Origin of the sequence: Planococcus maitriensis (assembly GCF_003289925.1) — a bacterium.
GTDB classification, from domain to species: Bacteria; Bacillota; Bacilli; order Bacillales_A; family Planococcaceae; genus Planococcus; species Planococcus maitriensis.
The window spans coordinates 1,006,472-1,033,460 of sequence record NZ_QLZQ01000001.1 but is presented as its reverse complement, the minus strand read 5'-3'; the positions used below and the strand labels follow the sequence as shown (position 1 = coordinate 1,033,460).

At 51.5% G+C, this 26,989-nt stretch carries 26 protein-coding genes and 1 other annotated feature; all 26 genes read right to left on the bottom strand.

The genetic code is table 11. The annotated features are described in order from the left end of the window. Nucleotide 1: 1 nt before the first annotated feature. Nucleotides 2-631, bottom strand: a complete 630-nt coding sequence (gene pyrE, locus DP119_RS04985) for an orotate phosphoribosyltransferase (RefSeq protein WP_112231401.1) — start codon at nucleotides 629-631, stop codon at nucleotides 2-4. Next, on the bottom strand, nucleotides 628-1,320 hold the full coding sequence (pyrF, locus tag DP119_RS04980; RefSeq protein WP_112231399.1) for an orotidine-5'-phosphate decarboxylase: 693 nt from the start codon (nucleotides 1,318-1,320) through the stop codon (nucleotides 628-630). Before pyrF ends, pyrE begins: the two co-directional genes overlap by 4 nt. After that, entirely contained in the window at nucleotides 1,317-2,231 is a 915-nt protein-coding gene (locus DP119_RS04975; RefSeq protein WP_112231398.1) for a dihydroorotate dehydrogenase, read from the bottom strand. Before DP119_RS04975 ends, pyrF begins: the two co-directional genes overlap by 4 nt. Further along, entirely contained in the window at nucleotides 2,228-2,995 is a 768-nt protein-coding gene (locus tag DP119_RS04970; RefSeq protein ID WP_112231396.1) for a dihydroorotate dehydrogenase electron transfer subunit, read from the bottom strand. Before DP119_RS04970 ends, DP119_RS04975 begins: the two co-directional genes overlap by 4 nt. Beyond that, on the bottom strand, nucleotides 2,992-6,180 hold the full coding sequence (gene carB, locus DP119_RS04965; RefSeq protein ID WP_112231394.1) for a carbamoyl-phosphate synthase large subunit: 3,189 nt from the start codon (nucleotides 6,178-6,180) through the stop codon (nucleotides 2,992-2,994). Before carB ends, DP119_RS04970 begins: the two co-directional genes overlap by 4 nt. Next, nucleotides 6,173-7,267: a carbamoyl phosphate synthase small subunit gene (locus tag DP119_RS04960; protein ID WP_167399194.1), complete on the bottom strand. Its 1,095-nt coding sequence runs from the start codon at nucleotides 7,265-7,267 to the stop codon at nucleotides 6,173-6,175. Before DP119_RS04960 ends, carB begins: the two co-directional genes overlap by 8 nt. Beyond that, nucleotides 7,267-8,541 carry a dihydroorotase gene (locus DP119_RS04955; RefSeq protein WP_112231392.1) on the bottom strand — a complete coding sequence of 425 codons (1,275 nt, stop codon included), beginning with the start codon at nucleotides 8,539-8,541 and terminating at the stop codon, nucleotides 7,267-7,269. Before DP119_RS04955 ends, DP119_RS04960 begins: the two co-directional genes overlap by 1 nt. A 1-nt stretch (nucleotide 8,542) precedes the next feature. Continuing rightward, entirely contained in the window at nucleotides 8,543-9,412 is an 870-nt protein-coding gene (locus tag DP119_RS04950) for an aspartate carbamoyltransferase catalytic subunit (RefSeq protein ID WP_112231390.1), read from the bottom strand. 135 nt (nucleotides 9,413-9,547) lie between these two features. Next, nucleotides 9,548-10,837 carry a solute carrier family 23 protein gene (locus DP119_RS04945; protein ID WP_112231388.1) on the bottom strand — a complete coding sequence of 430 codons (1,290 nt, stop codon included), beginning with the start codon at nucleotides 10,835-10,837 and terminating at the stop codon, nucleotides 9,548-9,550. 30 nt (nucleotides 10,838-10,867) lie between these two features. After that, complete coding sequence (gene pyrR / locus DP119_RS04940; protein ID WP_058383525.1) at nucleotides 10,868-11,407, bottom strand: bifunctional pyr operon transcriptional regulator/uracil phosphoribosyltransferase PyrR; 540 nt, start codon at nucleotides 11,405-11,407, stop codon at nucleotides 10,868-10,870. 218 nt (nucleotides 11,408-11,625) lie between these two features. Then, nucleotides 11,626-12,528 carry an RluA family pseudouridine synthase gene (locus DP119_RS04935; RefSeq protein ID WP_112231386.1) on the bottom strand — a complete coding sequence of 301 codons (903 nt, stop codon included), beginning with the start codon at nucleotides 12,526-12,528 and terminating at the stop codon, nucleotides 11,626-11,628. Continuing rightward, the gene (gene lspA, locus DP119_RS04930) at nucleotides 12,528-13,001 is read right to left on the bottom strand and encodes a signal peptidase II (protein ID WP_205853835.1); all 474 of its coding nucleotides are present in this window, start codon (nucleotides 12,999-13,001) and stop codon (nucleotides 12,528-12,530) included. The genes DP119_RS04935 and lspA overlap by 1 nt, the downstream gene beginning before the upstream one ends. 104 nt (nucleotides 13,002-13,105) lie before the next feature. Further along, nucleotides 13,106-15,868, bottom strand: coding sequence for an isoleucine--tRNA ligase (gene ileS, locus DP119_RS04925; protein WP_112231382.1), 2,763 nt, complete (start codon nucleotides 15,866-15,868; stop codon nucleotides 13,106-13,108). A 43-nt stretch (nucleotides 15,869-15,911) separates the two neighbouring features. Next, nucleotides 15,912-16,120, bottom strand: a binding site (T-box leader). Between the two features lie 49 nt (nucleotides 16,121-16,169). Beyond that, entirely contained in the window at nucleotides 16,170-16,697 is a 528-nt protein-coding gene (locus DP119_RS04920) for a DivIVA domain-containing protein (protein WP_112231380.1), read from the bottom strand. A gap of 88 nt (nucleotides 16,698-16,785) precedes the next feature. Further along, nucleotides 16,786-17,571 (bottom strand): YlmH family RNA-binding protein, encoded by a 786-nt coding sequence (locus DP119_RS04915; RefSeq protein WP_112231378.1) that lies wholly within the window; start codon nucleotides 17,569-17,571, stop codon nucleotides 16,786-16,788. A gap of 156 nt (nucleotides 17,572-17,727) precedes the next feature. After that, on the bottom strand, nucleotides 17,728-17,991 hold the full coding sequence (locus tag DP119_RS04910) for a YggT family protein (protein WP_112231376.1): 264 nt from the start codon (nucleotides 17,989-17,991) through the stop codon (nucleotides 17,728-17,730). A gap of 18 nt (nucleotides 17,992-18,009) precedes the next feature. After that, a complete protein-coding gene (locus DP119_RS04905) occupies nucleotides 18,010-18,513 on the bottom strand; it encodes a cell division protein SepF (RefSeq protein WP_112231374.1) in 504 nt (167 codons plus the stop codon). After that, on the bottom strand, nucleotides 18,510-19,181 hold the full coding sequence (locus tag DP119_RS04900) for a YggS family pyridoxal phosphate-dependent enzyme (RefSeq protein ID WP_112231373.1): 672 nt from the start codon (nucleotides 19,179-19,181) through the stop codon (nucleotides 18,510-18,512). Before DP119_RS04900 ends, DP119_RS04905 begins: the two co-directional genes overlap by 4 nt. Before the next feature lie 196 nt (nucleotides 19,182-19,377). Beyond that, nucleotides 19,378-20,568 carry a cell division protein FtsZ gene (gene ftsZ, locus DP119_RS04895; protein ID WP_112231372.1) on the bottom strand — a complete coding sequence of 397 codons (1,191 nt, stop codon included), beginning with the start codon at nucleotides 20,566-20,568 and terminating at the stop codon, nucleotides 19,378-19,380. Nucleotides 20,569-20,626: 58 nt separating this feature from the next. Next, a complete protein-coding gene (gene ftsA, locus DP119_RS04890; RefSeq protein WP_112231371.1) occupies nucleotides 20,627-21,916 on the bottom strand; it encodes a cell division protein FtsA in 1,290 nt (429 codons plus the stop codon). Nucleotides 21,917-22,020: 104 nt separating this feature from the next. Next, nucleotides 22,021-22,383, bottom strand: a complete 363-nt coding sequence (locus tag DP119_RS04885) for a small basic family protein (protein WP_112231370.1) — start codon at nucleotides 22,381-22,383, stop codon at nucleotides 22,021-22,023. Between the two features lie 2 nt (nucleotides 22,384-22,385). Continuing rightward, nucleotides 22,386-23,102, bottom strand: a complete 717-nt coding sequence (locus DP119_RS04880; protein WP_112231369.1) for a DUF881 domain-containing protein — start codon at nucleotides 23,100-23,102, stop codon at nucleotides 22,386-22,388. 2 nt (nucleotides 23,103-23,104) lie between these two features. Then, entirely contained in the window at nucleotides 23,105-23,842 is a 738-nt protein-coding gene (locus DP119_RS04875; protein WP_112231368.1) for a DUF881 domain-containing protein, read from the bottom strand. After that, nucleotides 23,820-24,602 (bottom strand): cell division protein FtsQ/DivIB, encoded by a 783-nt coding sequence (locus tag DP119_RS04870; protein ID WP_112231367.1) that lies wholly within the window; start codon nucleotides 24,600-24,602, stop codon nucleotides 23,820-23,822. The genes DP119_RS04875 and DP119_RS04870 overlap by 23 nt, the downstream gene beginning before the upstream one ends. An 18-nt stretch (nucleotides 24,603-24,620) precedes the next feature. Further along, nucleotides 24,621-25,985 carry a UDP-N-acetylmuramoyl-L-alanine--D-glutamate ligase gene (gene murD, locus DP119_RS04865; protein WP_112231366.1) on the bottom strand — a complete coding sequence of 455 codons (1,365 nt, stop codon included), beginning with the start codon at nucleotides 25,983-25,985 and terminating at the stop codon, nucleotides 24,621-24,623. Further along, entirely contained in the window at nucleotides 25,986-26,954 is a 969-nt protein-coding gene (gene mraY, locus DP119_RS04860) for a phospho-N-acetylmuramoyl-pentapeptide-transferase (protein ID WP_112231365.1), read from the bottom strand. It abuts the gene before it with no gap. Between the last annotated feature and the right edge of the window lie 35 nt (nucleotides 26,955-26,989).

The window sequence follows — 26,989 nt, the reverse complement described above, 5'->3', positions numbered from 1 at the left end:
GTTATGAAGTCAATGCGCCGGCTTTCAGTTTTTCGTGCCATTCGCTGAGCATTGGCAAATCCTTTGACGCTATCGCTCCGCTTTCCTGGGCTTGTTCCACCAAAGACGGGAAATCCGTCAATGTGTGGAAGGTGAATCCGGCTTCCTGTATAGCTTGTGTTGCCTGTGGCAACCCGTAAGTGAAGATCGCAGCGATTCCTGCCACTTCAAATCCGGCATCTTTTAACGCTTGTGCCGCCTGCAGCACGGATCCGCCTTTGGAGATCAAGTCTTCGATGACGACCGCTTTTTGGCCTGGCTCGATTTTACCTTCGATCAAATTCGATTGCCCGTGGCCTTTCGGTTTTGAACGAACATAGACCATCGGCAGGTCGAGGCGTTCGGCTACCCATGCCGCATGCGGAATGCCCGCCGTCGCGGTTCCCGCAATCACTTGCGCGTCGGGATACTCACGGCGAATCGTTTCCGCAAGCCCGTCGGCAATCGCCTTGCGGACTGCTGGATAAGACATCGTCAGCCGGTTGTCGCAATAGATCGGCGATTTGACACCGGATGCCCATGTGAAGGGATCGTTTGGGCGCAGCTCCACCGCGCCGATTGACAATAGCTGCTGTGCAATTTGTTTTCTCATGAACGACCGCTCCATTCTCCATTAATGTAATCATAGCTTTTTTGCGGGTTTTCCGAGCGGGTGATGGCCCTTCCGACGACGATATGGGTCGAACCTTGTGCTTTTGCATCGCTTGGAGTCGCAATGCGCTTTTGGTCATGGCTTTCCGATGCAGCCGGGCGGATGCCCGGGGTGACGCGCAGGAAATCGTCCCCGCACACCTCGCCGATCGCTTTCGCTTCATGCACCGAACAGACGACCCCGTCAAGCCCCGCCCGTTTCGCCAGTTTCGCATAATGCAAGACCGATTGTTCCAGGCTCACCGCAATCAATTGCTCTTGTTGCATCTGTTCTTCGCTCGTCGAGGTCAATTGCGTCACCGCGATCAATTTTGTCCCGCTGCCCGCGAGTCCGCGTTTTGCGGCCTCCATCATGGCCATGCCGCCAGCTGCGTGGACATTGACCATATCGACGCCGAGTTCCGCAATGCGGCGCATGGCAGATTCAACGGTATTCGGGATGTCATGCAATTTCAGGTCCAGGAAAATATCATGGCCGTAACGATTCAATGTATGGACGAGTTCCGGCCCTTCCTGATAGAACAATTCCATTCCCACTTTCAGGAACAATGGTTCTGCGAACTCCGATAAAAACTCTTCCACATCGAGCTTCGACGGGAAATCGAGTGCAACGATCGGTTTGCTGGTCATAGGCGATGGCTCCTTCCGGTGAGTTCTTGAACGGATTCATAGCCCAGTTCGTGCAAGCGTTCCGGCAGCTTGTCGATCAGCTCCGGGCACACGAACGGGTTGACGAAGTTCGCTGTTCCTACTGCGACAGCATTCGCTCCCGCCGATAGAAAGTCGATAACGTCATCCACTTCCGCAATGCCGCCCATGCCGATGATCGGCAAATCCGTATGGCGCCGCACTTCATAAACCATGCGCAGTGCGACCGGTTTTATCGCGGGGCCCGATAACCCCCCTGTAATATTGGCGATGACCGGCCGTCCCGTTTTCGGGTCAAGACGCATGCCGAGCAGTGTGTTGATCATCGTGATACCATCCGCCCCGCCTTCTTCAACCGCTTTGGCGAGCTGGACGACATCGGTGACGTTCGGCGACAATTTCACATACACCGGCACGTCCGAGACGTCTTTTACCATGCGCGTCAATTCTTTCGCAACGTTCGGGTCCGTCCCGAAGGTGATGCCGCCCTGCTTGACGTTCGGGCAGGAAATATTCAATTCCAGCGCATGGACATTCGGTGCCTTGGAAATGGTTCTTGCGACTTCTACATAATCCTCTGCAAGTGAACCAGCCACATTAGCGATAATGGGAACATCAAATTGTTCGAGCCAAGGCAATTGTTCATCGACTACTTTTACAAGTCCGGGGTTTTGCAGCCCGATCGCATTGAGCATGCCGGATGAAGTTTCCGCAACGCGCGGCGTCGGGTTGCCGAGGCGCATCTCGGCAGTTGTCGCTTTGATCATGATCGAACCGAGCTTTGACAGATCATAAAGCTGGGCGTATTCCTTTCCGAACCCGAAACAGCCGGATGCCGGCATGATCGGGTTTTTCAAGTCGAGTCCTGGCAATTGCACACTTAAATCCGTCATGAAATCACCACCCCTGCCGGAAATACCGGACCATCTGAACACACTTTGATGTAGTCCGTTTCGCTTCTGGTCGTCCGGCAGACACATGCAAAGCATGCCCCGATGCCGCAGCCCATGCGCTGTTCATACGATAAAAACCCTTTTTTCTCGGGGTATGCCCATTGCACCGCTTCAAGCATCGGTGTCGGCCCGCAGGAATAATACGCATCGAAATCGTTCGGCAAGCCATTCAAAATATGGGTCACGAAGCCTTCCGTCCCGTGCGAACCATCGACTGTCGCAATATGCGTATCGCCGAGCATGCGGAATTTTTCCTCATAGAATACCGCTTCGCTGCTTTCGAAGCCGAGGATGTGGACGGTTTCCACCCCTCTCGCATTCAGTTGCAGCGCCAGTTCGTATAGCGGCGGCACACCGATCCCCCCGCCGATCAAATAAGCTTTTTTACCAGCTTCCTCAATGGGGAAACCATTCCCGAGCGGTCCCAGGACATCGAGTGTGTCGCGTTCTGTCTTCTGTGACAATAAGCTGGTCCCCCGTCCTTCCGACCGGTAGATCATCGTGAAACTCGATGCTTCCTTGTCGATTTTCGCCACCGAGATCGGCCGGCGCAATAGCGGTTCAAAGCTGTCCGCCACACGCACATGGACAAATTGCCCCGGTTCGTTCATTTCCTGTACCAAAGAACCTGCGACGGTCAGTTCAAAAATATTCTTTGCGATTTCAATTTGGGAGACGATCGCCATTTTTTCCTGTTTGATCATACACCTGCCCCCATTTCCTCTGCCTGGAATGTCATCGATTCGATGACTCTGAGCATCGCTTCCGCTGTATCGAGTGAAGTCAGGCAAGGCACTCCGTTCTCCACCGATTCCCGGCGGATGCGGAACCCATCGCGTTCGGGCTGCTTGCCTTTTGTCAAGGTATTGATGACGATTTGCGCGTCGCCGTTTTGGATGACATCCAGCAAAGTGCGTCCTTCCGCACCGATTTTCCCGACTTCAGCAACGGCAATGCCGGCAGATTCAAAAGCTTGAGCCGTACCGCCAGTTGCCATAATTTGGTATCCGATATCCCGGAAGCGCTTCGCCAGGCCGACCGCTTCTTCTTTATCCTTATCAGACACTGTCAGAAGTACAGTGCCATGGTCTTTCACTTCCATGCCGGCAGCGGCCAATCCTTTATAAAGCGCTTTTTCAAGCGTGACGTCCTTGCCCATCACTTCCCCGGTCGATTTCATCTCCGGGCCAAGCGTAATGTCGACGCGGCGCAGTTTCGCGAATGAGAAGACCGGCACTTTGACGTAGACGCCTTTTTTCAGCGGCGCAAGCCCCGTCGTGTAGCCTTGGTCGATGATGCTTTGCCCCAAGATCGCTTTCGTTGCGATATTCGCCATGGGAATGCTCGTAATTTTGCTGAGGAACGGCACCGTACGGCTTGAGCGCGGATTGACTTCGATGACGAACACCTCGCCTTTTGAGATGACGTACTGGATGTTCAACAGGCCGACAATGTTCAAGCCTTTGGCAAGCCGTGTCGTGTAATCCGTCAAGGTGTCGATTTGCTGTTGAGAAATGTTTTGCGGCGGATAGACGGCAATCGAGTCACCGGAGTGCACCCCTGCCCGTTCGATATGCTCCATGATTCCGGGAATCAAGACATTCTCGCCGTCGCAGATCGCATCGACTTCGATTTCTTCTCCCGTCAAATAGCGGTCGACCAGCACCGGATGTTCCGGGCTTGCTTCGACAGCATGTTCCATATAATGGATCAAATCGCTTTCGTTATAGACGATTTCCATCGCACGGCCGCCGAGCACATAAGACGGGCGGACCAATACCGGATAGCCGATGTCAGAAGCGATGACGACCGCCTCCTCTGTCGACACCGCGGTTTTGCCGAGCGGCTGCGGGATGCCGATTTCATGGAGTGCTGCTTCGAATTTATTGCGGTTTTCCGCACGGTCGATATCTTCAAGTGTCGTGCCGAGAATCTTCACGCCGTTTTTCTCGAGCTTGTCGGCCAAGTTGATCGCTGTCTGGCCGCCGAACTGGACGACAACACCCTTTGGCTGTTCGAGGTCGATGATGTGCATGACGTCCTCGATTGTCAGCGGTTCGAAGTAGAGCTTGTCGGAAATGGAGAAATCGGTCGAGACCGTTTCCGGGTTGTTGTTGATGATGATCGCTTCATATCCGGCTTCTTTGATTGCCCAGACCGAGTGGACGGTGGCGTAATCGAATTCGACGCCCTGGCCGATGCGGATCGGGCCGGAGCCTAGCACGATGACACTTTCTTTGTCGGTGCGGATCGATTCGTTTTCATCTTCGTAGCTGCCGTAGAAATACGGTGTTTCCGATTCGAATTCCGCAGCGCATGTATCGACCATTTTATAGACCGGCATCAAGCCTTGCTCTTTGCGCCATTCGTACACTTTCGCTTCTTCTGTATCCCATAGTTTGGCAATCGTTCTATCTGCAAAACCCATGCGTTTCGCTTTTTTCGCCGTCTCATAATCAAACGGGTTTTGCTGCAGGATTTCTTCGTAGCGGACGATTTTATCGAACTTCTCCAGGAAGAACAAATCGATTTGGCTCCAATCGTGGATCGTTTCGATCGTCACTCCGCGGCGGAGCGCTTCGCCGATGAAGAACAGCCGCTCGTCGCCGGCTTTGCGGATGCGTTTTTCGATCCATTCATCGCTCATGTCCTTGCCGTTTTTCAGCTCCAGATGGAATTGCCCTGTTTCGAGCGAACGGACCGCTTTCAGCATCGATTCCTCGAACGTGCGGCCCATCGCCATCACTTCGCCGGTCGCTTTCATTTGTGTGCCGAGATTGCGTTTTGCCGCTTCGAATTTGTCGAATGGCCAGCGCGGGATTTTCGATACGACATAGTCGAGCGCCGGTTCAAATGCGGCGTAAGTGCGCCCTGTCACCGGGTTCATCATTTCGCCAAGCGTCAAACCGACCGCGATTTTTGCGGCCAGCTTGGCGATCGGGTAGCCGGTCGCTTTCGATGCCAGTGCAGAGGAACGGCTGACACGCGGGTTCACTTCGATGATGTAATAATCGAAGCTGTATGGGTCGAGCGCGAGCTGGACGTTGCAGCCTCCCTCGATCTTCAAAGCGCGGATGATTTTCAATGATACATTACGGAGCATCTGGTATTCACGGTCCGACAAGGTTTGGCTAGGTGCGACGACGATCGAGTCGCCGGTATGGATGCCTACAGGATCGATGTTTTCCATATTACAGACGACGATTGCGGTATCTTCCGCATCGCGCATCACTTCGTATTCGATTTCCTTGAAGCCGGCGATCGATTTTTCCAGCAAGCATTGTGTCACCGGGCTGTATTTCAAGCCGCTCGCGACGATTTCGTGCAATTGCTCATCGTTATGGCAAATGCCGCCGCCCGTTCCGCCAAGCGTGAATGCCGGGCGGACAATGACCGGGTAGCCGATGCGTTCAACGAAGCGCTTCGCTTCTTCCATATTATGGATGATATCGGATTCCGGCACCGGTTCCCCGAGTTCGTTCATCAAGGTGCGGAACAAATCACGGTCTTCCGCTTTATGGATCGCTTCCAGTTTGGTCCCCAAAATTTCAATATCCAATTCATCCAAAATCCCTGATTCGTCCAGTTCGATGGCCATGTTCAGCCCCGTCTGCCCGCCAAGTGTCGCAAGCAGTGCATCCGGCCGCTCTTTTCTAAGGATGCGGCTGACGAATTCCAGAGTGATCGGCTCGATATACACTTTATCGGCGATTTCCGTATCGGTCATGATCGTCGCCGGGTTGGAGTTGATCAAGATGACGCGGTAGCCTTCTTCTTTCAAGGCGAGGCAGGCTTGTGTACCCGCGTAGTCGAATTCTGCAGCTTGGCCGATGACGATCGGGCCTGAACCAATTACGAGGATGCTTTTGATATCTTGTCTTTTAGGCATGTTGTTGCTCCTTCCGCTGTGCGTTCATCATTTCCAAAAATCGGTCGAATAGATAGTTCGAGTCTTCCGGCCCCGGTGAGGATTCCGGGTGGTATTGCACGGTGAAAGCTGGGTAATCGAGATGCGCCAGCCCTTCGTTCGTTCCGTCATTGAGTGCGGTATGCGTCACTTTCAGGCGTGTCCCCTGCAAGGTTTCTTCGTCGACAGCATAGCCATGGTTTTGTGAGGTGATTTCGATTTTTCCGGTTGAAAGGTCACGAACGGGGTGGTTGCCGCCGCGGTGGCCGAATTTCAGCTTGAATGTCTCCGCGCCGCATGCTCTTGCGAACAATTGGTGCCCGAGGCAAATCCCGAAAATCGGCACTGCGCCGAGCAGTTCGCCGACGACTCCCACACATTCCGGGACGTTTTTCGGGTCTCCCGGTCCGTTCGACAGCATGACGCCATCCGGTCCCCAGGCGAGAATCTCCTGTGCGCTCGTATTATGCGGCACGACGATGACATCGCATTTGCGCTTGTTCAACTCGCGCAAAATGCCGTGCTTCATGCCGTAATCGATCAATACGACGCGCTTTCCGCGTCCCGGGCTTGGATAAGGGCGCTTAATCGATACTTGCGCCACCTGGTCGGTCGGCAAATCGGTTTCCTGCAGCTTCTCGATCACTTGTTCAAAATCCGGATCTTCCCCGGCAGCCGTCAAGATGCCTTTAATCGATCCGTTGACGCGGATCAGCCGAGTCAACTTCCGTGTATCGATTCCCGCGATACCCGGGATGCCTTTTTTCTCGAGCAATTCGCTCAAGCTCATCGTGCTTCTGAAATTCGAGGGGAAATCCGCGGCTTCCCGGACGACTATGCCTTTAACGGCAGGTTCGATCGATTCAAAGTCATCGCTATTGATGCCATAATTGCCTTGCAGCGGGTAGGTCATCGTGACGATTTGCCCGCAATACGATGGGTCGGATAGGATTTCCTGATACCCCGTCATGCTTGTGTTGAATACTACTTCCCCGAATGATGCCGTTTGTGCGCCGAACGCTTCCCCAGCGAATACTGTACCGTCTTCCAAGATCAAATAACGTTTCATCAGTTTTCCTCCTGCCATACGATGTCACCGCCAAAAATGGTCATTACTGGCCAGCCGGTGCAAGTTTGCCCGCCAAATGGCGTATTCGTTCCTTTGGAAAGGAAATCTTCCGTGCGGATCTCCTGCTGTTTATTCAAGTCCAGCAGTACCAGATCGGCTGCTTGCCCTGCTGCTAGTGTCCCATAAGGAAGGCCGAACACATCCGCCGGCTTTTTCGTCAGCCAGCCGATCAATTGACTGAGTGTCCATTTGCCGCTCTGGACAAATTCCGTATAAAGGAGCGGGAATGCCGTTTCGAAGCCGACGATGCCGAATGGCGCTTTTTCCATGCCGTTCGCTTTTTCTTCCGCAGCGTGTGGGGCATGATCCGTCGCGATGAAATCGAGCGTGCCGTCAAGCAGCCCTTCATGAAGCGCTTCGTAATCCTCTTTTGCGCGAAGCGGCGGGTTCATTTTGTAGTTCGCATCGTCGCCTGGGATGTCGTCTTCCGTCAACAATAGATGGTGGGGCGTCACTTCCGCCGTTACGCGGACACCAGCCCGTTTTGCGTCGCGGATGACGCGCACCGATTCTTTCGTGCTGACGTGGCATACGTGGTAATGGGCACCTGCCGCTTCAGCGAGCAGGATGTCACGCGCGATATGCACCGATTCCGCAACCGACGGAATCCCCGGGAGCCCTAGCTCTCTGCTTTTTTTGCCGTCATGCATGACTCCGCCGTAGATCAGGCTATTGTCTTCGCAGTGGGCGACGACAGCCATATCAAGTACTGCGGCTTCTTTCATCGTCTCTAGCATCATCCCTGCTTCCTGGATGCCTACCCCGTCGTCCGTGAACGCGAAGGCGCCGTGTTCTTTCAGTTCCTTTAAATTAGTGCGTTCTTTGCCCGCTTCGCGAATCGTAATCGACGCATACGGCAAAACCCGGATGAGCGCATTTTTTTCGATCAAGCCATTGACGAGATCGAGATTTTCTTTCGTGTCCGGTACCGGCCGTGTATTCGGCATGGCACAGATGGTCGTATAGCCGCCGCGCGCCGCTGATTTCGTGCCGCTTTCGATCGTTTCTTTTTTCTCTCCTCCTGGTTCACGCAAATGGACATGGACGTCCACGAATCCTGGTGCGATCATTCGGCCTTTGCCGTCGATTTCCGTTTCTCCCTGCCCGTTCAAGTGTGCGCCGATCTCCTCGATGCGGCCATCCTTGATGCGGATGTTCGTCGCCTCCAGCTGTTCCCCGTTCAACATCTTTACGTTCTTAATGAATAATCCCATTTTATTCTCTCCCTTTCATTGCATATTCAAGTACAGCCATACGGACGAAAACGCCGTTTTCCATTTGCTTGAAAATTCTTGAGCGCTTGCATTCGACGAGTGAATCCGCGATCTCCACTCCCCGGTTTATCGGTGCCGGATGCATGATGATGGCGCCTTTTTTCATTTTCCGCTCGCGCGCTTCCGTCAGCCCGAATTCTTTATGATAGCGTTCTTTGGAAAACAAAGCGGATACGGCGTGGCGTTCATGTTGCACCCGGAGCATCATGACGACGTCCGTTTCGCCGATCAAAGCATCCAGGTCATCAGTCGTGTCGTAATCGCCGCTCCATTCCTCCGGGCACACGAAGCTGACTTTCGCGCCGAGCTGTTTGAGTGCGGCGGCGTTCGATTTGGCGACCCGGCTATGGGCGATGTCGCCGACGATCGTCACGTGGATGCCGTCGATACGCCCGAATTCCTGATGGATTGTGTACAAATCGAGCAATGATTGTGTCGGATGTTGCCCCGATCCATCGCCGCCGTTGATGACCGCCACCTTGCAGCCTGCTAGCTGCTGGTAATACTCTTCTTCCTCGTGGCGGATGATGACCGCCTTGACGCCGATCGCTTCCATCGTTTTCACCGTGTCATACAGCGTTTCGCCTTTTAGAATACTGGAAAACGCTGTTTCGAATGGCAGAACGGATAGCCCGAGCCGATGTTCAGCCATCTCGAAGCTCATCTTCGTCCGTGTGCTCGGTTCGAAGAATAAATTGACGACCGCTCCGTCGAGTGATGCTTTCTCACCCTTTTCGAACTGCTCGGCACGCTTCAGCAAGTTCATGATTTTGTCGTTTTCAAGATTGTTCATCGTTAACAGATTCGGCAATTTGCTCACGCCCTTTCGTTGACTGTACAAAAAAACACCTTCCCAGGGGCAGGAAGGTGTAAGGAAATAAGGGTAGACTGCACCCCTATCCATAACCCTTTCCATGCCTCTCTGGACATTCCTTAAAAGGTAAGTTTATTCAGTTCCATCATCCAATTCCTGTTTATCGAGCCCAGGCAGGATTAAGTTCAAGATTACGCCGACGATGGCGGCTAGCGCCATTCCTTCGATCGCGAACGATTCGCTGAACTCGAGTTTCGCGCCGCCGATCCCGATGACCAGGATGACCGACGAGATGACCAAGTTGCGGTTGTTGCCGAAGTCGATGCCGTTATCGACCAGCATCCGTAGTCCGGACGAAGCGATGATGCCGAACAACAGGATCGAGATACCTCCGAGCACTGCTGTCGGAATCGTGTCGATGACTGCCATCAATTTTCCGAAGAACGAGAACAGGATGGCGAATACCGCAGCACCCAGAATGACATAGACGCTGAACACTTTCGTGATGGCAAGTACGCCGATGTTTTCGCCGTAAGTCGTTTTCGGCGGGCCTCCGACAAGCGAGGAGATGAACGTCCCGATGCCGTCGCCCAAAATCGAGCGGTGAAGTCCCGGGTCTTTTATGTAATTGCGGTCGACAATCTTGCCGAGTACGAGCTGATGTCCGATATGCTCAGAGATTGTGACGATGGCGATTGGCACCATGACGAACAACAAAGTCGGTGTCACTTGGAAAGAGTAATCAATTCCCGGCAGCAAAAATTCCGGTACTTGGAACCAGCTAGCTGCTGCCACTGGAGCAAAGTCGATGATGCCGATGAGTGCCGAGTAAGCGTAACCCGCGATGATGCCGATCAGGATCGGCATGAGCGAGATGATGTTCTTGAAGTAGATGTTGCAGATGATGGCTGTAGCAAGCGTGACCAAAGCGGCTGAGAAATGCAGCAGGCTGTATTCAGAGCCGCCGTCTGCCGTGGGGATGTTCATGGCCATGTCAACCGCAGTGCCAGAGAGCGCAAGCCCGATGACAATGATGACCGGGCCGACGACGATCGGCGGCAGCAGTTTCATGAGCCATTTGTAGCCGGTCTTCCAGATGATCAGCGAGACGATTGCGTAGACGAGCGAGACGAACATCGCGCCGATCATCGCCGAGCCGATGCCGCCTGTTTCCGTGGCGATCTGTATCGGGACGATAAAGGCGAATGAAGATCCGAGGTAAGCCGGCACTTTGAATTGCGTGATGAGGACGAAGATGATGGTGGCGATGCCGCTCGTCAATAGCGCGATCGCGGGGCTCAAGCCAACCAGCTGCGGCACCAGGATCGTTGCGCCGAACATGGCGAACATGTGCTGCAGGCTAAGGGAAATCCATTGCCCCGTTTTTGGTTTATCGTGTATGTCTAGAATGGCATTGCTCAAGTTGTTTCTCCCCTGTCTCTGTAGTAATTCTTAGTCGTTGATGGTGACGCGGTCGGTGCTGTCGCTTTCTGTCATCTCGACCACGATTCGTTCTTCACTCGATGTCGGAATGTTTTTCCCGACATAATCGGAGCGGATCGGCAATTCCCGGTGTCCACGGTCGATCAATACCGCGAGCTGGATCTGAGCCGGCCGCCCAAGGTCCATGACCGCGTCCATCGCTGCGCGGACAGTGCGGCCCGTGTAGAGCACATCGTCAACAAGGATGACTTTCTGGTCTTTGATGCTGTGTTCGATATCGACTTGCTGGACAAGCGGTTCCTGGCCCGGGTTTTTCTGGCTTAAATCATCCCGGTAAAGCGTGATGTCCAGTTCCCCTGTCAGAATGGGCTTGCCTTCGATTTGTTCGATTTTCTCCGCCAAACGCTTGGCGATGAATGCACCCCTTGTCTTGATCCCAACTAAGATGCACCCGTCGATTCCTTTATTGCGCTCGATGATTTCGTGGGCGATGCGTGTAATCGCACGTCCGATTGCCTTATCATCGAGAATGACCGCTTTTTCTGCCATGTGTTCCACTCCTTTATGATTGCATCGAAATTTCTGCATAAAAAAACCCTCCGCCGAAGAGGCGAAGGGTGCATAAGCGCAGAAAAAAACCTTCCGGAAGACACACTTCCGGCTTTGCGAATATCCCTTTTCAGCCTCTCTGGACTGTTCTTAAAGGTGATGCGTATTCAGTTGACTGGTCTAAGTATAAAGAACAGCCATTTCGTTTGTCAACCCCCTCAGCGGAGAGTCTCGAGAAGTTTCTCGAATTCTGTAGGCAAAGCCGACGAGAACTCCAGGTATTCCTTCGTCCGTGGATGGATAAAACCGATAACGGCTGCATGCAAGGCCTGGCCGCCGATATCCATCGTTTTTCTCGGTCCGTATTTCGGGTCGCCGACAAGCGGGAAGCCGATATAACGCATATGGACACGGATTTGGTGCGTGCGTCCCGTTTCAAGTCGGCATTCCACTAATGTGAAATCACCGAAACGCTCAAGCACAGTGAAATGCGTCACCGCATGCTTGCCTTTATCGACAACAGCCATCTTCTGGCGCTCTTTCGGGTCTCTCGCGATTGGTGCATCAATGGTGCCTTTGTCGTGGGCGATATGCCCGTGGACAAGTGCGATGTATTTGCGCGTCACCGATTTTTCGACCAATTGATCCACTAAAGATGCATGGGCGAGATCGTTTTTCGCGACCATCAATAAGCCAGACGTATCTTTATCGATACGGTGGACGATTCCCGGGCGCACGATGCCATTGATGCCCGAAAGATCGGTGCAATGGTACATGAGGCCGTTGACGAGCGTCCCGCTCGCATGTCCTGGAGCCGGGTGGACGACCATACCTTTCGGTTTGTTGACGACGAGCACGTCTTCGTCTTCATAAACGATATCAAGGTTCAAGTTTTCCGGTTCTGCATCCAATTCTTCCAATAGCGGCGGCGTGATGAGAATCTCATCTTCCAAACGCACTTTGTAATTCGGTTTCACCGTTTCGCCATTTACTTTGATATGGCCATCTTTGACCCAATTGCTGATCTGCGAACGCGACCATTCCTCATCGATTGCAGAAATCACTTTATCGATGCGCTCGCCTTTTTGTTCTTCTGTAATGTTTATCGTCAGTTCTTCCATTAAGACACCTTTTTCTTTTGTTGTTTTTCATCCATGATCACATAAATGACCATTAAGACGACACCAATGGTCAATGCAGCATCCGCTACATTGAAGATCGGAAAATCATAATTGATTACTGGAATCAGCACATCGACAAAATCGACCACTTCACCGCGGTACATCCGGTCGATGAAATTACCGATCGCGCCTCCCAATAGCACCATCAGCGCCAATTGAAACAGCGGCTGCCCTCCAGCATGCTTATGGAAATAATAAAGAATCGCCACAATCACCACGACAGTGATAACGGCAAACAGCCACATTTGCCCTTCTAGCATCCCCCACGCCGCGCCGCGGTTTCGATGGGACAGCCATCCGAGATACGGTTCGAGCACAGGAATCCGTTCCCCGAGCTCCATATTTTTGACGACCAGCCATTTGGTCCATTGATCCAATGCAATAATTAGTAGAGCAATCCCATAATAAATCACTTGTATTTCCTCCGTCATTCATCAGTCTATTCATTTTAACACAGAGCGGGCGAAAAAAGAAAAAAGTCCGAAAACCGGATAACCGGCTTTCGGACCGTTCAAACTTAAGCGTATTCGATTTCAACGACTTCTGCACAACGTGGGCAAAGCTCAGGATGTGCTTCCGATTCGCCGACATGCTTGGAGATCGTCCAGCAACGGCCGCATTTCTCACCTTGTGCTTTTTCTACGATGACTGATACTTCATCGAGTGAAAGCGCATTTTCTGGCGCTTGTTCTCTCGCCCCGCCGAATTCATATTCGGAAACGATGAACAATTGCGCGAGATTCGAATCGATAGCTGGCAATAAGTTCGCCAACTCGTCACTTGCATAGACCGTTACTTTCGCTTCAAGCGATTTCCCGATCGTTTTCGCAGCACGCGCTTCTTCCAAAGCTTTCAAGACATCGTCGCGGACGTCCATGAAACGGCTCCATTTCGCTTCAAGATCCTTGAATTCAGGACGCTCTACTGCTTCTGGGAAGTCGGTTAACTGGACGCTTTCTTCTGAAGCGGATTCCAGATACGACCACATTTCATCCGCTGTATGCGGCAAGATTGGGGATGCAAGCTTGACGAGTGCCATCAAGCTGTCGAACATCACTGTCTGCATCGCACGGCGGTGCGGATGGTCAGCGCGTTCGATATAGACGACATCTTTTGCGACATCGAGATAAAACGAGCTGAGATCATTGGCGCAATAGCTGTTCAATGCCAAATAGACAGATGCGAATTCATAATTCTCATAGCCTTTAGTCGCTGTTTCGATCAATTTATTCAATTTCATGACCATGTACTGGTCCATTTCACGCATGTCTTCAAACGCTACACGGTCTTTTGTTTCATCGAAATCAGCCAAGTTGCCGTGAAGGAATTTCAGCGTGTTGCGGATTTTGCGGTACACTTCAGATACTTGCTTGAAGTTATCATCCGATACGCGTACATCCGCTGTATAGTCGACAGAAGAAACCCATAGGCGCAGGATGTCCGCTCCCATTTGGTTCATGACTTTTGCCGGCACAATGACGTTGCCAAGCGATTTACTCATTTTGCGGCCATTGCCGTCCAATGTAAAGCCGTGGCTCAATACGCCTTTATACGGAGCGATGCCGTTGATGGCGACGCTCGTCGTAAGCGAGGAGTTGAACCAGCCTCGGTATTGGTCAGAGCCTTCGAGATAAAGGTCAGCCGGGTATTGAAGGTCTTCGCGCTCATCGAGCACTGCCTGGTGGGACGAACCGGAATCGAACCAGACGTCCATGATGTCCATCTCTTTTGTGAAGATGCCGTTCGGGCTGCTCGGGTGCTTAAAGCCTTCCGGCAATAATTCCGCCGCCGTGCGTTCGAACCAGATGTTCGATCCGTGTTCGCGGAATAGATCGGCGATATGCGCAATCGTCTCTTCCGTGATGACCGGATCGCCGTTTTCCGCATAGAATACCGGAATCGGCACGCCCCACACGCGCTGGCGGGAAATGTTCCAATCACCGCGGTCACGCAGCATATTATAAAGGCGTGTTTCGCCCCATGCCGGCGTGAACGCTGTTTCATCGATCGCTTTCAGGATCTGGTCGCGGAACGCGTCGATCGATACGAACCATTGCGCCGTCGCGCGGTAGATGACCGGTTTTTTCGTGCGCCAATCATGCGGGTAGGAGTGGGTGATGAACGACAGGGCTTCGAGAGCGCCTGCTTCATCGAGCGCTTCGGTGATCGATTTGTTTGCCTTGTCATAGAACTCGCCAGCAAATCCTGGCGCTTCGTCCGTCATGACGCCGCGCTCATCGACTGGGCAGAGAACGTCCAAGCCGTATCTCTTGCCGATCAGGAAGTCATCTTCCCCGTGTCCAGGAGCGGTATGGACGCAGCCCGTACCGGAATCGGTCGTAACATGGTCGCCAAGCATGACGAGTGACGTACGGTCATACAATGGGTGTTTCGCCTGGATATGCTCCAGTTCCTGGCCTTTCACTGTGCGGACCACTTCATAATCCGCCCATTCCAGCTCTTTCGCCACTTCTTCGAGCAAATCTTTCGCAACGACGAACTTCGAACCGCCGTGAGAGACTTCCACGTAATCCAGATCCGCATGAACGGAAATCCCGAGGTTGGCAGGGATCGTCCAAGGCGTCGTCGTCCAGATGACCAGCTTGACGCCTTCATCCAAAACGCCTTTTCCGTCTGTAACAGGGAAGGATACATAGATCGATGGTGATTTTTTATCGTGATACTCGATCTCCGCTTCAGCAAGCGACGATTCACTGGACGGGGACCAGTAGACCGGCTTCAAGCCTTTATAGATATAGCCTTTATTGGCCATTTTGCCGAACACTTCGATCTGGCGCGCTTCATAGGACGGCTTCAAAGTGACATATGGGTTTTCCCAGTCACCGCGTACGCCGATCCGTTTGAATTGTGAACGCTGGCTGTCGATCTGTTCGTATGCGTATTCCTCACATAGCTTGCGGAATTCCGCGAGTGACAATTCTTTGCGGTTCACGCCTTTATTGGTCAATGCCTGCTCGATCGGCAAACCGTGTGTATCCCAGCCTGGGACATAAGGGGCGTGGAAGCCCATCATGCTGCGCGAGCGGACGATCATGTCCTTCAATACTTTGTTCAAAGCGTGTCCCATGTGAAGGTCGCCGTTCGCATATGGCGGCCCGTCATGAAGCACGAAGAACGGACGGCCTTTTGTCCGGTCCTGGACTTTTTTATAGATGTCCATTTCTTCCCATTTCTTTTGCATTTCAGGTTCCCGGTTCGGCAAATTGCCGCGCATCGGAAACTCGGTTTTTGGCATCAATAATGTATCTTTATAATCCATTTTCCATTCCTCCTGTAAGCATAATAAAAAGCCCCCATCCCTGGAAAGGGACGAGAAGCTCGCGGTACCACCCTTGTTGCAGCTGTGTGCTGCCAACTCTACACCGTAACGTGGCGGGAACGGGCCCGATTACTTGCGTTCACCGGTCCAGCTCAGGAGTGATTTTCCAAGACGGACCCGCGCCAGGCTTCCACCGCCCCCGGCTCGCTCGATCGGATTTCCGTTTTGTACTGTCTCCATCAATGCGTTTGTAAGTATGTCGTAATTATAGAAGCAGAATGGGCTTCAGTCAAGAGCGGGCTTATTCCTTCGCCGCGCTTTCCGCTTCGTTCTTCTCGATCTGGTCAAGGTTTTCCGTGTCCAAGTCGTATTCAAGCAATGTGTTCCAGTCTTCCGTTTCAATCAAATCAAGCTGCGCTTCCACAAGCATCTTGAAACGATTGCGGAAAATCTTCGACTGCTTTTTCAACTCTTCGATTTCGGTCGCGATGCGGCGCGCTTTCGCCAAAGATTCATTGACGATGCGGTCTGCATTCTTCTCCGCTTCCTGGACGATCAAATCCGCTTCTTTCTGGGCGTTGCGGCGGACTTCTTCTGACGCTTCCTGCGCGACGAAGATCGATTTCTGCAAAGTCGTTTCCAGATTGGTGAAATGGCCCATGCGCTCATCCGTGGATTTCATGCGCTCTTCCATTTCATTCCGTTCTTTAATGACTTTTTCATAATCTTTCATGATCTGTTCGAGGAATTCATTGACCTCATCTTCCTGATAACCGCGGAATGCGCGGCTGAACTCTTTATTATGTATATCTAATGGTGATAAAGGCATCGTATCTCTCCTTACTCTCTGCATGTTTACACTCATTATACCTGTCATGGCGAGAAATTTCAGTAATATTCACCACATTCGGCAGTGTTTATTTTTTCAATTCCAATTTGCCCACCTGCAGGCGGATCTTGTCCTTTTTCGTCCGCCCTTCGATCGCAATGATTTGCACACGGCCAAGCCCTCTCGCTGAAATCAAATCGGATTCGTGCAATTCGAACGACACACTTTCCTGTACTGTCCAATTGACCTTCACTTTTCCCCCGCCGATCAATGCGGCGGCTTTTTGCCGGGAAATTTTATAGACCGAGCTCATGACCGTATCGAGCCGCAACGAACTGACCGTATGCGCCTCTTCCGCCCACTCCTCGATGACCGGCAGATAGTCGGCGGGGTCGGTCACTTCTTCGAGCTGGACTTTCACTTTGCCGGCACTGGTGAAGTTGGCGCGCAAATACGGGGCGATTTCCGTCATCACAGCGAGCTGCACGGTGCCTTCGCCGATCCGGATGTCCCCGAATTTCCCTCGTTCCAAACCAAGCGACATGAGCGCGCCGAGAATGTCGGGATGCTTCAATGACACGAATTTGACCGGATAGCGCAGCTCGAACATGGTGACTTGGAAATCATTTTCTTCCGGGACGTAATAGGCGGGGTGCAACAGGACGCGCTGGCGCTCTGCCTGACTGAACAAGCCGGAAGCAGCCATTTGCACTTCCCGGCCGCCGATCAGCGATTTGACGATGAAGCGCTGGCGCGGGTCCAGGAAACCCGTCAGCTTCGGCGCATACATATCTTCTACATCTTGCAGCCAGTCCGATGCCTGCTCGATAAACTGTTGTTCGTCTTTACGGAAATGCTGGAATATCTCTTCCATGCTGTTCCCTCCAATTCTCGGATTGCTTCGTTTGTTTAACTTTAACTAGCATTCTACATTTAGCGGAAAAACCCTTTCGCTGTCCGCCCCAAACAAAAAAGACAGAGAATTGGATTCTCCGTCTTCTTATATCAGCTGATATTATTCAGCTACTTATCAGAGAAGGTACTGAGCCAAAGTGATGATCCCTTGGCTTGCGAGGCTCAGAGTGAAAATTGCCACAATCGGCGAGATATCGATCATGCCGATCGGCGGGATGAAGCGGCGGAAAATATCCAGGTATGGATCTGTGATCCGGGAGATCATTTGCCCGAACGCGGACTCCTTGATGCTCGGCACCCAGCTCATGAAGACGCTGATGATCAGGATGTAGAAATAAATGTTAATAGCTCCTAGCAATAGATTAACAAGAAGAATCATTCGATTTTAAGCACCTTTCTATTGTTGATCGTCGTGATAATAATCGGAGATGGCGCCATCCACTTCGACTGTGTCCGGCACGCAAAGGAAGATATCGGTCCCGATGCGCTGGATATCCCCTCCCAGTGCATAGACGGTGCCGCTCAGGAAATCGATGATCCGAAGGCCTTGGTCCCGTTCGATGCGCTGCAAGTTGACCACGACGGCCTGTTTTGTTTTCAAGCTTTCTGCGATATCTTGTGCTTCCGCATAGACGCGCGGTTCCGCCAAGCTGACTTTCGATGAAGAAGCAGATGAATTCTGCAAATTGACTATATTCTGCACGGTAGGTTCCTCCAAATTCTCACGGCGTTCTTTCACTGGCTTCGGTGCTTTAACCACTTTTTTCTGCGGCTGTTCGGCAGCTGCCGGCGCAGGCTTCTCATAACGCTGCACAGGGCGCTGCTTGCGTTCCTCCTGGACGGGCTCTTCCTCGTACTCGTCCAGATAAAAGAAATTCTTGAATTTGTCTTTCATGCTCATCTTTCCGCCTCACTTTCTGACCCTACCAACGCGGTCCCGACGCGGACGAATGTCGCGCCTTCTTCAGCCGCAATCAGGTAGTCATTCGACATGCCCATCGACAGTTCTGTGCAAGGGGCGTGCTCCCATTTTTCAGCAGCAATCTGCAGCTGCAAATCTTTCAATCCTTTGAATGTTGCTCTCAATAGCTTTTCGTCTTCTGTATTCGGCGCCATTGTCATCAAGCCGACCACGTGCACCTTATCGAAATCCTTCAAGGATTCGATGAACGCGGGAACTTCCTCTGGAGAAAATCCGCTTTTGGATTTCTCACCGGAAACATTGACCTGGATAAAGCACTTTACAGGCTTATCGGCACGTTTCTGGATTTCTTTCGCCAAACTCAAGCGGTCCAGTGAATGAAGATAATCGATGAGCCCGATCACTTCTTTGACTTTCCGTGACTGAAGCGTCCCGATATAATGCCAAAAAACATCACCCTTGACCTTTCCATGCTTCAGCTTGAGGCCTTCAGGGCGGTTTTCGCCGAGATGGCGGATGCCCGCATCGATGGCCTCCTGCGTTCTGTCGATTCCGACTTGTTTCGTGACTGCGACGATTTCAATGCCGCTATTGATTTGATTTAATGTATGGGCAATTTCTTCAAATTCCGGTTTAATCGCTTTCATATGCTCACAACTTTTCTATAGACGTTCACTTTATTGTACCAAGCCAAGGCTGATTTATCAATTCAGCCTTGCATTAAAACCATAAAGCTGCCCATTTTCCAACGAAATTATGAAGGAACCGTGGCAGCTGGCTTTGAAAGTGCTTCTTTCAGCTTCCAAAACAAAAACAGCTGCCAATTCGGCAGCTGTTTTCCTATTAACGGCGTTTTTGTCTATTGCGCAGGAATGTCGGGATATCGAGTGCATCTTCACTTTGCTTATCCTGGCGCTGAGGCTCCTGGTTGTAGTAAGGAGTTTGCTCTTCGCGGCGCTGTGACTGTTCTTCGCGGCGTGCTTCACGGATGGAAGGAGCCGGGTTTTGCTGTTGGATCGATTGGATGCGGTTTGCGTTCAATCCAGACCCGCGAGGTGCGCGTCCAGCCGGGTTCAACAATTCCTCGTTGAAGCCGGTAGCGATGACCGTTACAACGATTTCGTCTTTCAAGTTATCGTTGATGACGGAACCGAAGATCATGTTCACTTCTTCATCGGAAGCGGAAGCGACGATATCGGCTGCTTCCTGTACTTCATACAAGCTCAAGTTCGATCCGCCTGTAATGTTCATCAAGACGCCTTTCGCCCCATCGACAGATACTTCAAGCAACGGGCTGGATACCGCTTTTTTCGCGGCTTCTGCGGCGCGGTTTTCTCCTGAAGAGACTCCGATGCCCATAAGTGCTGAACCTTTGTTCGACATGATCGTTTTCACATCGGCAAAGTCAAGGTTGATAAGACCAGGCACTGCGATCAAATCCGAGATGCCTTGTACACCTTGGCGAAGGACATTATCCGCTTCACGGAATGCTTCAAGCATCGGCGTGTTTTTGTCGACGATTTCGAGTAGACGGTCGTTCGGGATGACGATCAGTGTATCGACCGATTCTTTCATCGTTGCGATTCCGCCGATCGCTTGGGTCGAACGCTTGCGCCCTTCGAATGTGAACGGGCGGGTGACGACGCCCACTGTCAATGCGCCAAGTTCTTTGGCGATTCCTGCGATGACAGGTGCAGCACCTGTACCGGTGCCTCCGCCCATACCGGCAGTTACGAATACCATATCGGCTCCGCGCAAAGCTTCTTCGATCTGTTCCTTGCTTTCTTCTGCCGCTTTTTTCCCGACATCCGGGTTAGCGCCGGCACCGAGGCCGCGCGTCAATTTCCCGCCGATTTGCAGGCGTGTTTCCGCTTTCGAAAGGTTCAAAGCTTGTGCGTCCGTGTTGACCGCGATGAATTCCACGCCTTGTACCCCATGTTCGATCATCCGGTTGACCGCGTTATTACCGCCGCCACCGACACCAATGACTTTAATTACGGCTAATGCATCGATATTTGTATCAAATTCCAACATTCTATTTTCCTCCTAAGATTGCTCAGCTTTTGAACATAAGCCGGACACAATGATGATTTTATTCAAAAAAACGGTCAAACATTTTTTTGGCTTTACTTACGACGCCTTCATTTTCCTGTTTCGGCTGCTTTGGCTGCTTTTGCTTTTTCGGCTGTTGCTCTACATATTCGGGCTTTTGCGAATGTGCAGCCGCTGAACCATGGCCGACATTCCCGTAGAACAAATCTTCTGCATAAGCGTATTGGATCAAGCCGACCGCTGTTGTGTACTGCGGTTCGCGAACTCCAATGAATTCAGGCGTGAACAGGCGCACCCGCGTTTGGAGGATGCTTCTTGCCAATTCAGGGAGGCCGTCCATTTTTGCCATTCCGCCCGTCAATACGACACCGCCAGGCAACTCGTCGATGCCGAGGCGATATAACTCATCCAAAATCAATTCGAAAAGTTCTTCCATGCGAACTCCGATTATTTCAGATATGTATTTTTGGCTGTATTGTTCTCTCGAATCCGAACCGATCACCGGCACTTCGAACACTTCTTCTTCAGAAGCATCGTCGAAGAACGCATGGCCGTGCTCGAGTTTGATTTTTTCAGCCTGCTCTGTCGGGGTTTTCAAGACGATCGACAGATCCTTCGTCACATGGTCGCCTCCGACTGGGATGACGGACGCCGCACGCAGATGGCCGTCGCGGAATACTGCGATGGAAGTCGATCCGCCGCCGATATCGATACAGGCCGTTCCGTGATTTTTTTCATCTTCCGTCAACGCATAGCTTCCGGCTACTAGCGGCTGGACATATATCTCGCGGATTTCAAGGCCCGCGCGTTCGACACAGCGCAAGACATTGTGCAAGACCGTTTTCGAAGTCGTCACCATTGTACCATCCATTTCAAGCCGGATGCCGATCATGCCTCTCGGGTCTTTGATCTCGCCCAGATGGTCGACGACATATTCTTCTGGAATGATGTTGACCAGTTCACGTTCCGGTGGGATCGACATCACTTGTGCCGCTTCCAGTACGCGTTCCAGATCTTCATCCGTGATTTCACGGTTCTCGCTGTTTACTGCAACGATCCCTTTCACCGGCTGCAACGCCACTTGGTTTGCCGGAATGCCCAGCACCACTTCATGGATTTCTTTGCCGATCATTCTCTCTGCCTGGTCGACGGCTTTTTTAATGGACTGGACAGTTGCATCTATATCAACAATCGCACCTTTTTTGATTCCATTAGATTTGACGTTGCCAACGCCGATGACGTGCAACGATTTATTGGTCATTTCCCCGATCAATACTTTGACGGAGGAAGACCCGATATCCAAACTTACATATAATTCTGATTGACTCAACTCGTGGCACCTCCTTATAAAACTTCTCTACATTACATTCTATTGTAAAATACACACCTTGTCTAAGTAAAATAGCGAAACTTAGAAAATTTTCCTGCAATTCGTCAATTTGCCTCACCAAGCTTCTTTTTTTCAGCCCATCTGGCCAATAAAATGCGGCGGATCACTGCAATGTTCTGGAATAACCGGACACCGAATGCGAAAATGGCCGCCAAGTATAAATCTACACCTAAATGGACACCGAGAAAAGCAAGGCCTGCGGCGAGCACGATATTGAAGAAAAAGCCCGACACGAAAACTTTATCGTCGTATACCTGCTGCAAATGGGCCCGTATGCCCCCGAAGAGTGTATCCAAGGAAGCCAGTACCGCTATCGATAAATAACTGGCGTATTCAGGCGGTATTTGGATATCCGTCAGCAAACCGAGCGAAATGCCCAACAGCAATCCAAGAATCGAAATCCACATGCCTACTCCCCCTCTCCGGCTTCAAGATATTCCATGCTGATCTCTTCATCAAAAGCCGGCAGCGCCAGGTCTTCCTGCGGCTCAGAAATAGCTATCGTCAAATCGTCTATGTAAAAATCATCATGGATCGCGGATGCCGTCAAATAACTGGAAAGTTTCCGCGCTTCCTCCATGCTCTCTGCTGTAATGCCAATCGTGAACGGGGGTGTTGAGATAGGCTCCGTGTTCACCGTTGTGTAGCCATTGATATCGCGTATGGCCGTCGTGTTGATGACACGCTCTCCGGCAATCGCTAATTCGATCCCGTCAAAACGGTTGATTTCATTTACCAAGCGGATCAATAAATCCGGCGGAATTTCCGTTATTTCGGTTCCGAGCGCAATCGCTTCAAGCGATGGGCTGATCTCAAGTTCTATTCCTGGGCCGGTGATTTGCGTAAGGCCCGCGCCGATCCGCAGGTCTTCGACCGTTTCCTTCAAGATGGCTTCCGGCTCTTTGGTCGCTTTGTCGCTATACTTGCCAAGTGTATCATCCAGCAAACTGATTTCCGACAGCAATTCCGAATGAAGTTGCTTTTCACGGGATAATTGCTGGCGGATTTCCCACGTATCCCGGGAATCCCGGGTATTATCCGTGTTCACTGTATTGTATTGTGTCGCACTCATAAAACCGATGACAAAAAGAATGACCGTAAAACGGCCGGTAATGCGTTTTTTCATCGTCATCCCCCTGTATCCAACTCCGACAAAAGTGCCGGCATGCGGATGGCTTGCCCTGAATCGAGCGTTACAATGATGTTATCGTTGACGAGCTGGTCCTGGACGCCCCCTGATAATTGCATGGAGGCAGCCAAGACTTCAGGGTCGCCGATCGCTTCAATGGTAAAAGGCGCTGGGTGCTGAATTCCGTCAACTGTAATGACAGGGCCCGTACAGACAATATGGGAATTGCCGTGGATCCGCTGCCCATTAACGGCAACTGCCTCCGCCCCGGAAATATAGAGTTCATTGATCACTTGGAATACATGGCTTTCATGGACAATGTAATCATTAGGATTCACATGGTCAGCTGTGTAATCGCCGTCCTCGAGAGTCACTTTCAAGCCTTGCCCTTCAACTGGAACAAGCCCGAGGAAGCGTCTCAATTCTTCTGCCTCCCGGGCGTATTCCGTATAGTTTTCCTCGCCATCCACCACGGACCGCTCGAATTCCTGAACGGCTTTTTGCTTATCCCCCAGCTCATCCCGCAATTCTTTATTGCGCTCCTGCTGTTCGATCAGTTCTTTGCGGTATTGTTCTTTCTGCTCGAAAAAGCTGGCTCCCGTAAAATCGCTTTCCGCTTCCCGCTGGTTCGACAAACTGTAGGAATAGGCCATGATGAAACCGAGCACCAGGAAGACCAGTGAGAAGATGATCGACTTGCTGATGCTTTTCCGTTCATTGTTCTTCGGCATTTTCAAGTTCCTCACCCGCTTCCGCCAATCCGAACACATCGTTATAGGAACGGAAATAGATTCCCACTTCCATATCGATAATACCTTTACGGTCTTCCAGTTGGGCGGTGACAGACGGATAATAATTAATCTTCTCTGCCAACGTCGATAAAATTGCCTTGATTTCATTTCCGTCATTCATGTAAATCGTGATGTAATCCGCACGTTCCTGTTCCGTATCCAGAATAACTTGTGAGATGAGATTCTGGACTTCCGGGTCGGTTTTGACCAATTCCTCGATCAGCGCTTCCCGTTTCGCTTCATCTTCGAAATTCGAAAAGATCGGGCCTTCCACGACGCTGATCGGCTGGTTGAGCACTACGCCATTCGACAGGACTACCTGATAGCTGTTGCCTTGGTCCAAATACCCCATCTCGACGAATTCCTCAATTTCAATTTCGACAGAGGTCAGCCATTTCTTTTCGACAGTTGCCGATTCGACCCATTCGAGCGATTCGATTTCCTTTTCGATCTCATCGCTGTTGAATGACCACATCGACTCCCCGACCGATAAGGTGCTTGCTTGCTTATAGCTCTCGCCATCAAACAATTCAGCGCCTGTCACCTTGATGTCGCGAATCTCGCTATAAGTGGATTGGCTGTATAAAAGAATGAACAGCAAGGAAATGAAAACGGTCAGTAAAGCCGCAAACTTGCGGTTCGACCTTCTCCTGCGCCGCTCCCGGAGCGTTGGTATGCGTTCTTCGATGTCTATAACTTTGTCCATATCCGCCGCTCCTTCACCTTATTCGTTCGCTTCTGTATATTTTCGTGCCGCTTCGATGAACGCATCGCCACGGACTTCAAAACTTTCGTATTGATCCCAGCTCGCACAAGCAGGAGATAATAAAATCGTATCCTTCGGTGATGAACTGCTGACCGCTTGATCGACAGCATCCTCCATCAAGCCTGCCTTGATCACGGTCGGGACATTGCAGCTTCCCGCAAATTCAGCAAAACGGTCCGCCGTCTCCCCGAAAGTGACGAGGACTTTTACACGGTCCATATAGGGGCGCAATTCTTCCAGTGAATGTTGGCGCTCCAATCCGCCCGCAAGCAATACGATGTTGTCGCTGAATGCTTCCAGTGCGCTTTTGGTGGCGAGGGCATTCGTCGCTTTTGAATCGTTGTAGAAGCGTCTTCCCTGCCATTCCCCCACATATTGGGAACGATGCTTGACCCCTGTGAAAGAAGTCAACACGCGGATGATCGTTTCTTTCGTTCCTCCGGAAAGAAGCGTTGCCGCAGTGGCGGATAAAATGTTCTCGAGATTGTGCTCCCCCGCCAGCATGATGCGCTTGCGTTCGATCAGCGGTTCCCCTTGCCAATAAATGAATTCGCTGTCTGCACTGATGCTTTCTTCTGTACGGCCTTTCAATGTGAAAGGAATGCCTTGTGCTTTGACTGTCTTGGCATGGTCCACAAGCATCTGCTGGTCGGCGTTGTAGATGAAATAATCTTCTGCGGCCTGGTTTTCCGTGATTTTCTTTTTCGACCCAATATAATCCTCCAGCGATCCGTGGTAATCGAGGTGCGCTTCGTATAGATTGGTGATGATCGAGATATGAGGGCGGAAGGATTCCGTCCCTTTTAATTGGAATGAGGAAAGCTCTGTGACGATGACATTGTCAGCTGTCGCTTTTTCCGCCACGCCGCTTGCCACCGTGCCGATATTCCCTGCAATAAGCGGTGACTTGCCGTCTTGGTTGAGCATATGGAATAACAGTGTCGTTGTCGTGGTTTTCCCGTTCGATCCGGTGATGCCGATAAATGGCGCTTCGCTGATGCGGTAGGCCAGCTCGATTTCCGTCCAGACGGGTATGCCTTTTTCCAAAGCTTTCCGGATCAACAGGTTGCGGTACGGAATCCCTGGATTTTTGATGACCAGTTCAAAGCCTTCATCCAATAAATCTTCGGGATGGCGTCCGCAGATGACAGTTACCCCCAAATTCAACAGTTCCTGGGCTTCGGGGTTTTCTTCGAACGGTTTGGAATCATTGACCGTCACGAATGCCCCAAGTTTATGTAAAAGGCGGGCAGCCGTAAAGCCGCTTTTCGCCAACCCGAGCACTAGCACTTTCTTTTGATGCAATTGCGGTAAATCTTTCATTTACATAACCTCCAATAAAACGGCAATCGCGGCGCTGACGAGGCCGACACCCCAAAATACGGTGACCACTTTCCATTCAGACCAGCCGCTCAACTCAAAATGGTGATGGATCGGGCTCATTTTGAAAATGCGTTTTTTCCGTAATTTAAAGCTCCCGACCTGCAAGATGACCGAAGCGGTTTCGATGACGAACACCAACCCGATCAAGAGCAGAAGCAATTCCTGTTTCAATAGGATCGAAACCATGGCCAAGGCACCGCCAAGAGCCAAGGATCCTGTATCGCCCATGAATACTTTGGCAGGGTATTTGTTGAAGACAAGGAAGCCGAGCAACCCGCCTGCCACGGCAAACGTGAACAAAGCGATCCCGGTTTCCTGCTGGGTGATTGCCAGCATGCCGAATGCAGCAAAAGCGATGGAGGCCGTTCCTGCGACCAGCCCGTCCAGCCCGTCCGTCAAGTTGACGGCGTTCGAGAAGCCGACCAGCCAGAACACGATGAACAGGACGTATACCCAGCCGAGTTCGATGGATGCATCCGTAAAGGGAATGCCTAGTGCTGTATCGAATCCGTTTGCGCGCAGCAAAAAGAAGGATAAGACCGCGATGACGATTTGCGCCAGCAATTTCTGGAGAGAGGTCAGCCCAAGGTTGCGCTTCAACACCACTTTGATGAAGTCATCCAAAAATCCGATCAATCCATAACCGAATAGGACAATCAGCAAAATGACTACTTGGGTCGCCAATTCACCATTGAAAGCGGCTACCAATAAGACCGTCACAATAATAGAGATCAGGAACACCAATCCCCCCATCGTCGGTGTCCCCGTTTTTTTCAGATGCGATTCCGGGCCTTCCTCGCGAATGCTTTGCCCGAATTTCATGCGTTTCAATAGCGGGATGAATACCGGCATCAATACGACGGTCATGATCAATGCGATCCCGAATCCAAATAAATTTATACCTTCCATTAATAGAGCTCCTTTAAAGACGAGTACACTCGTTC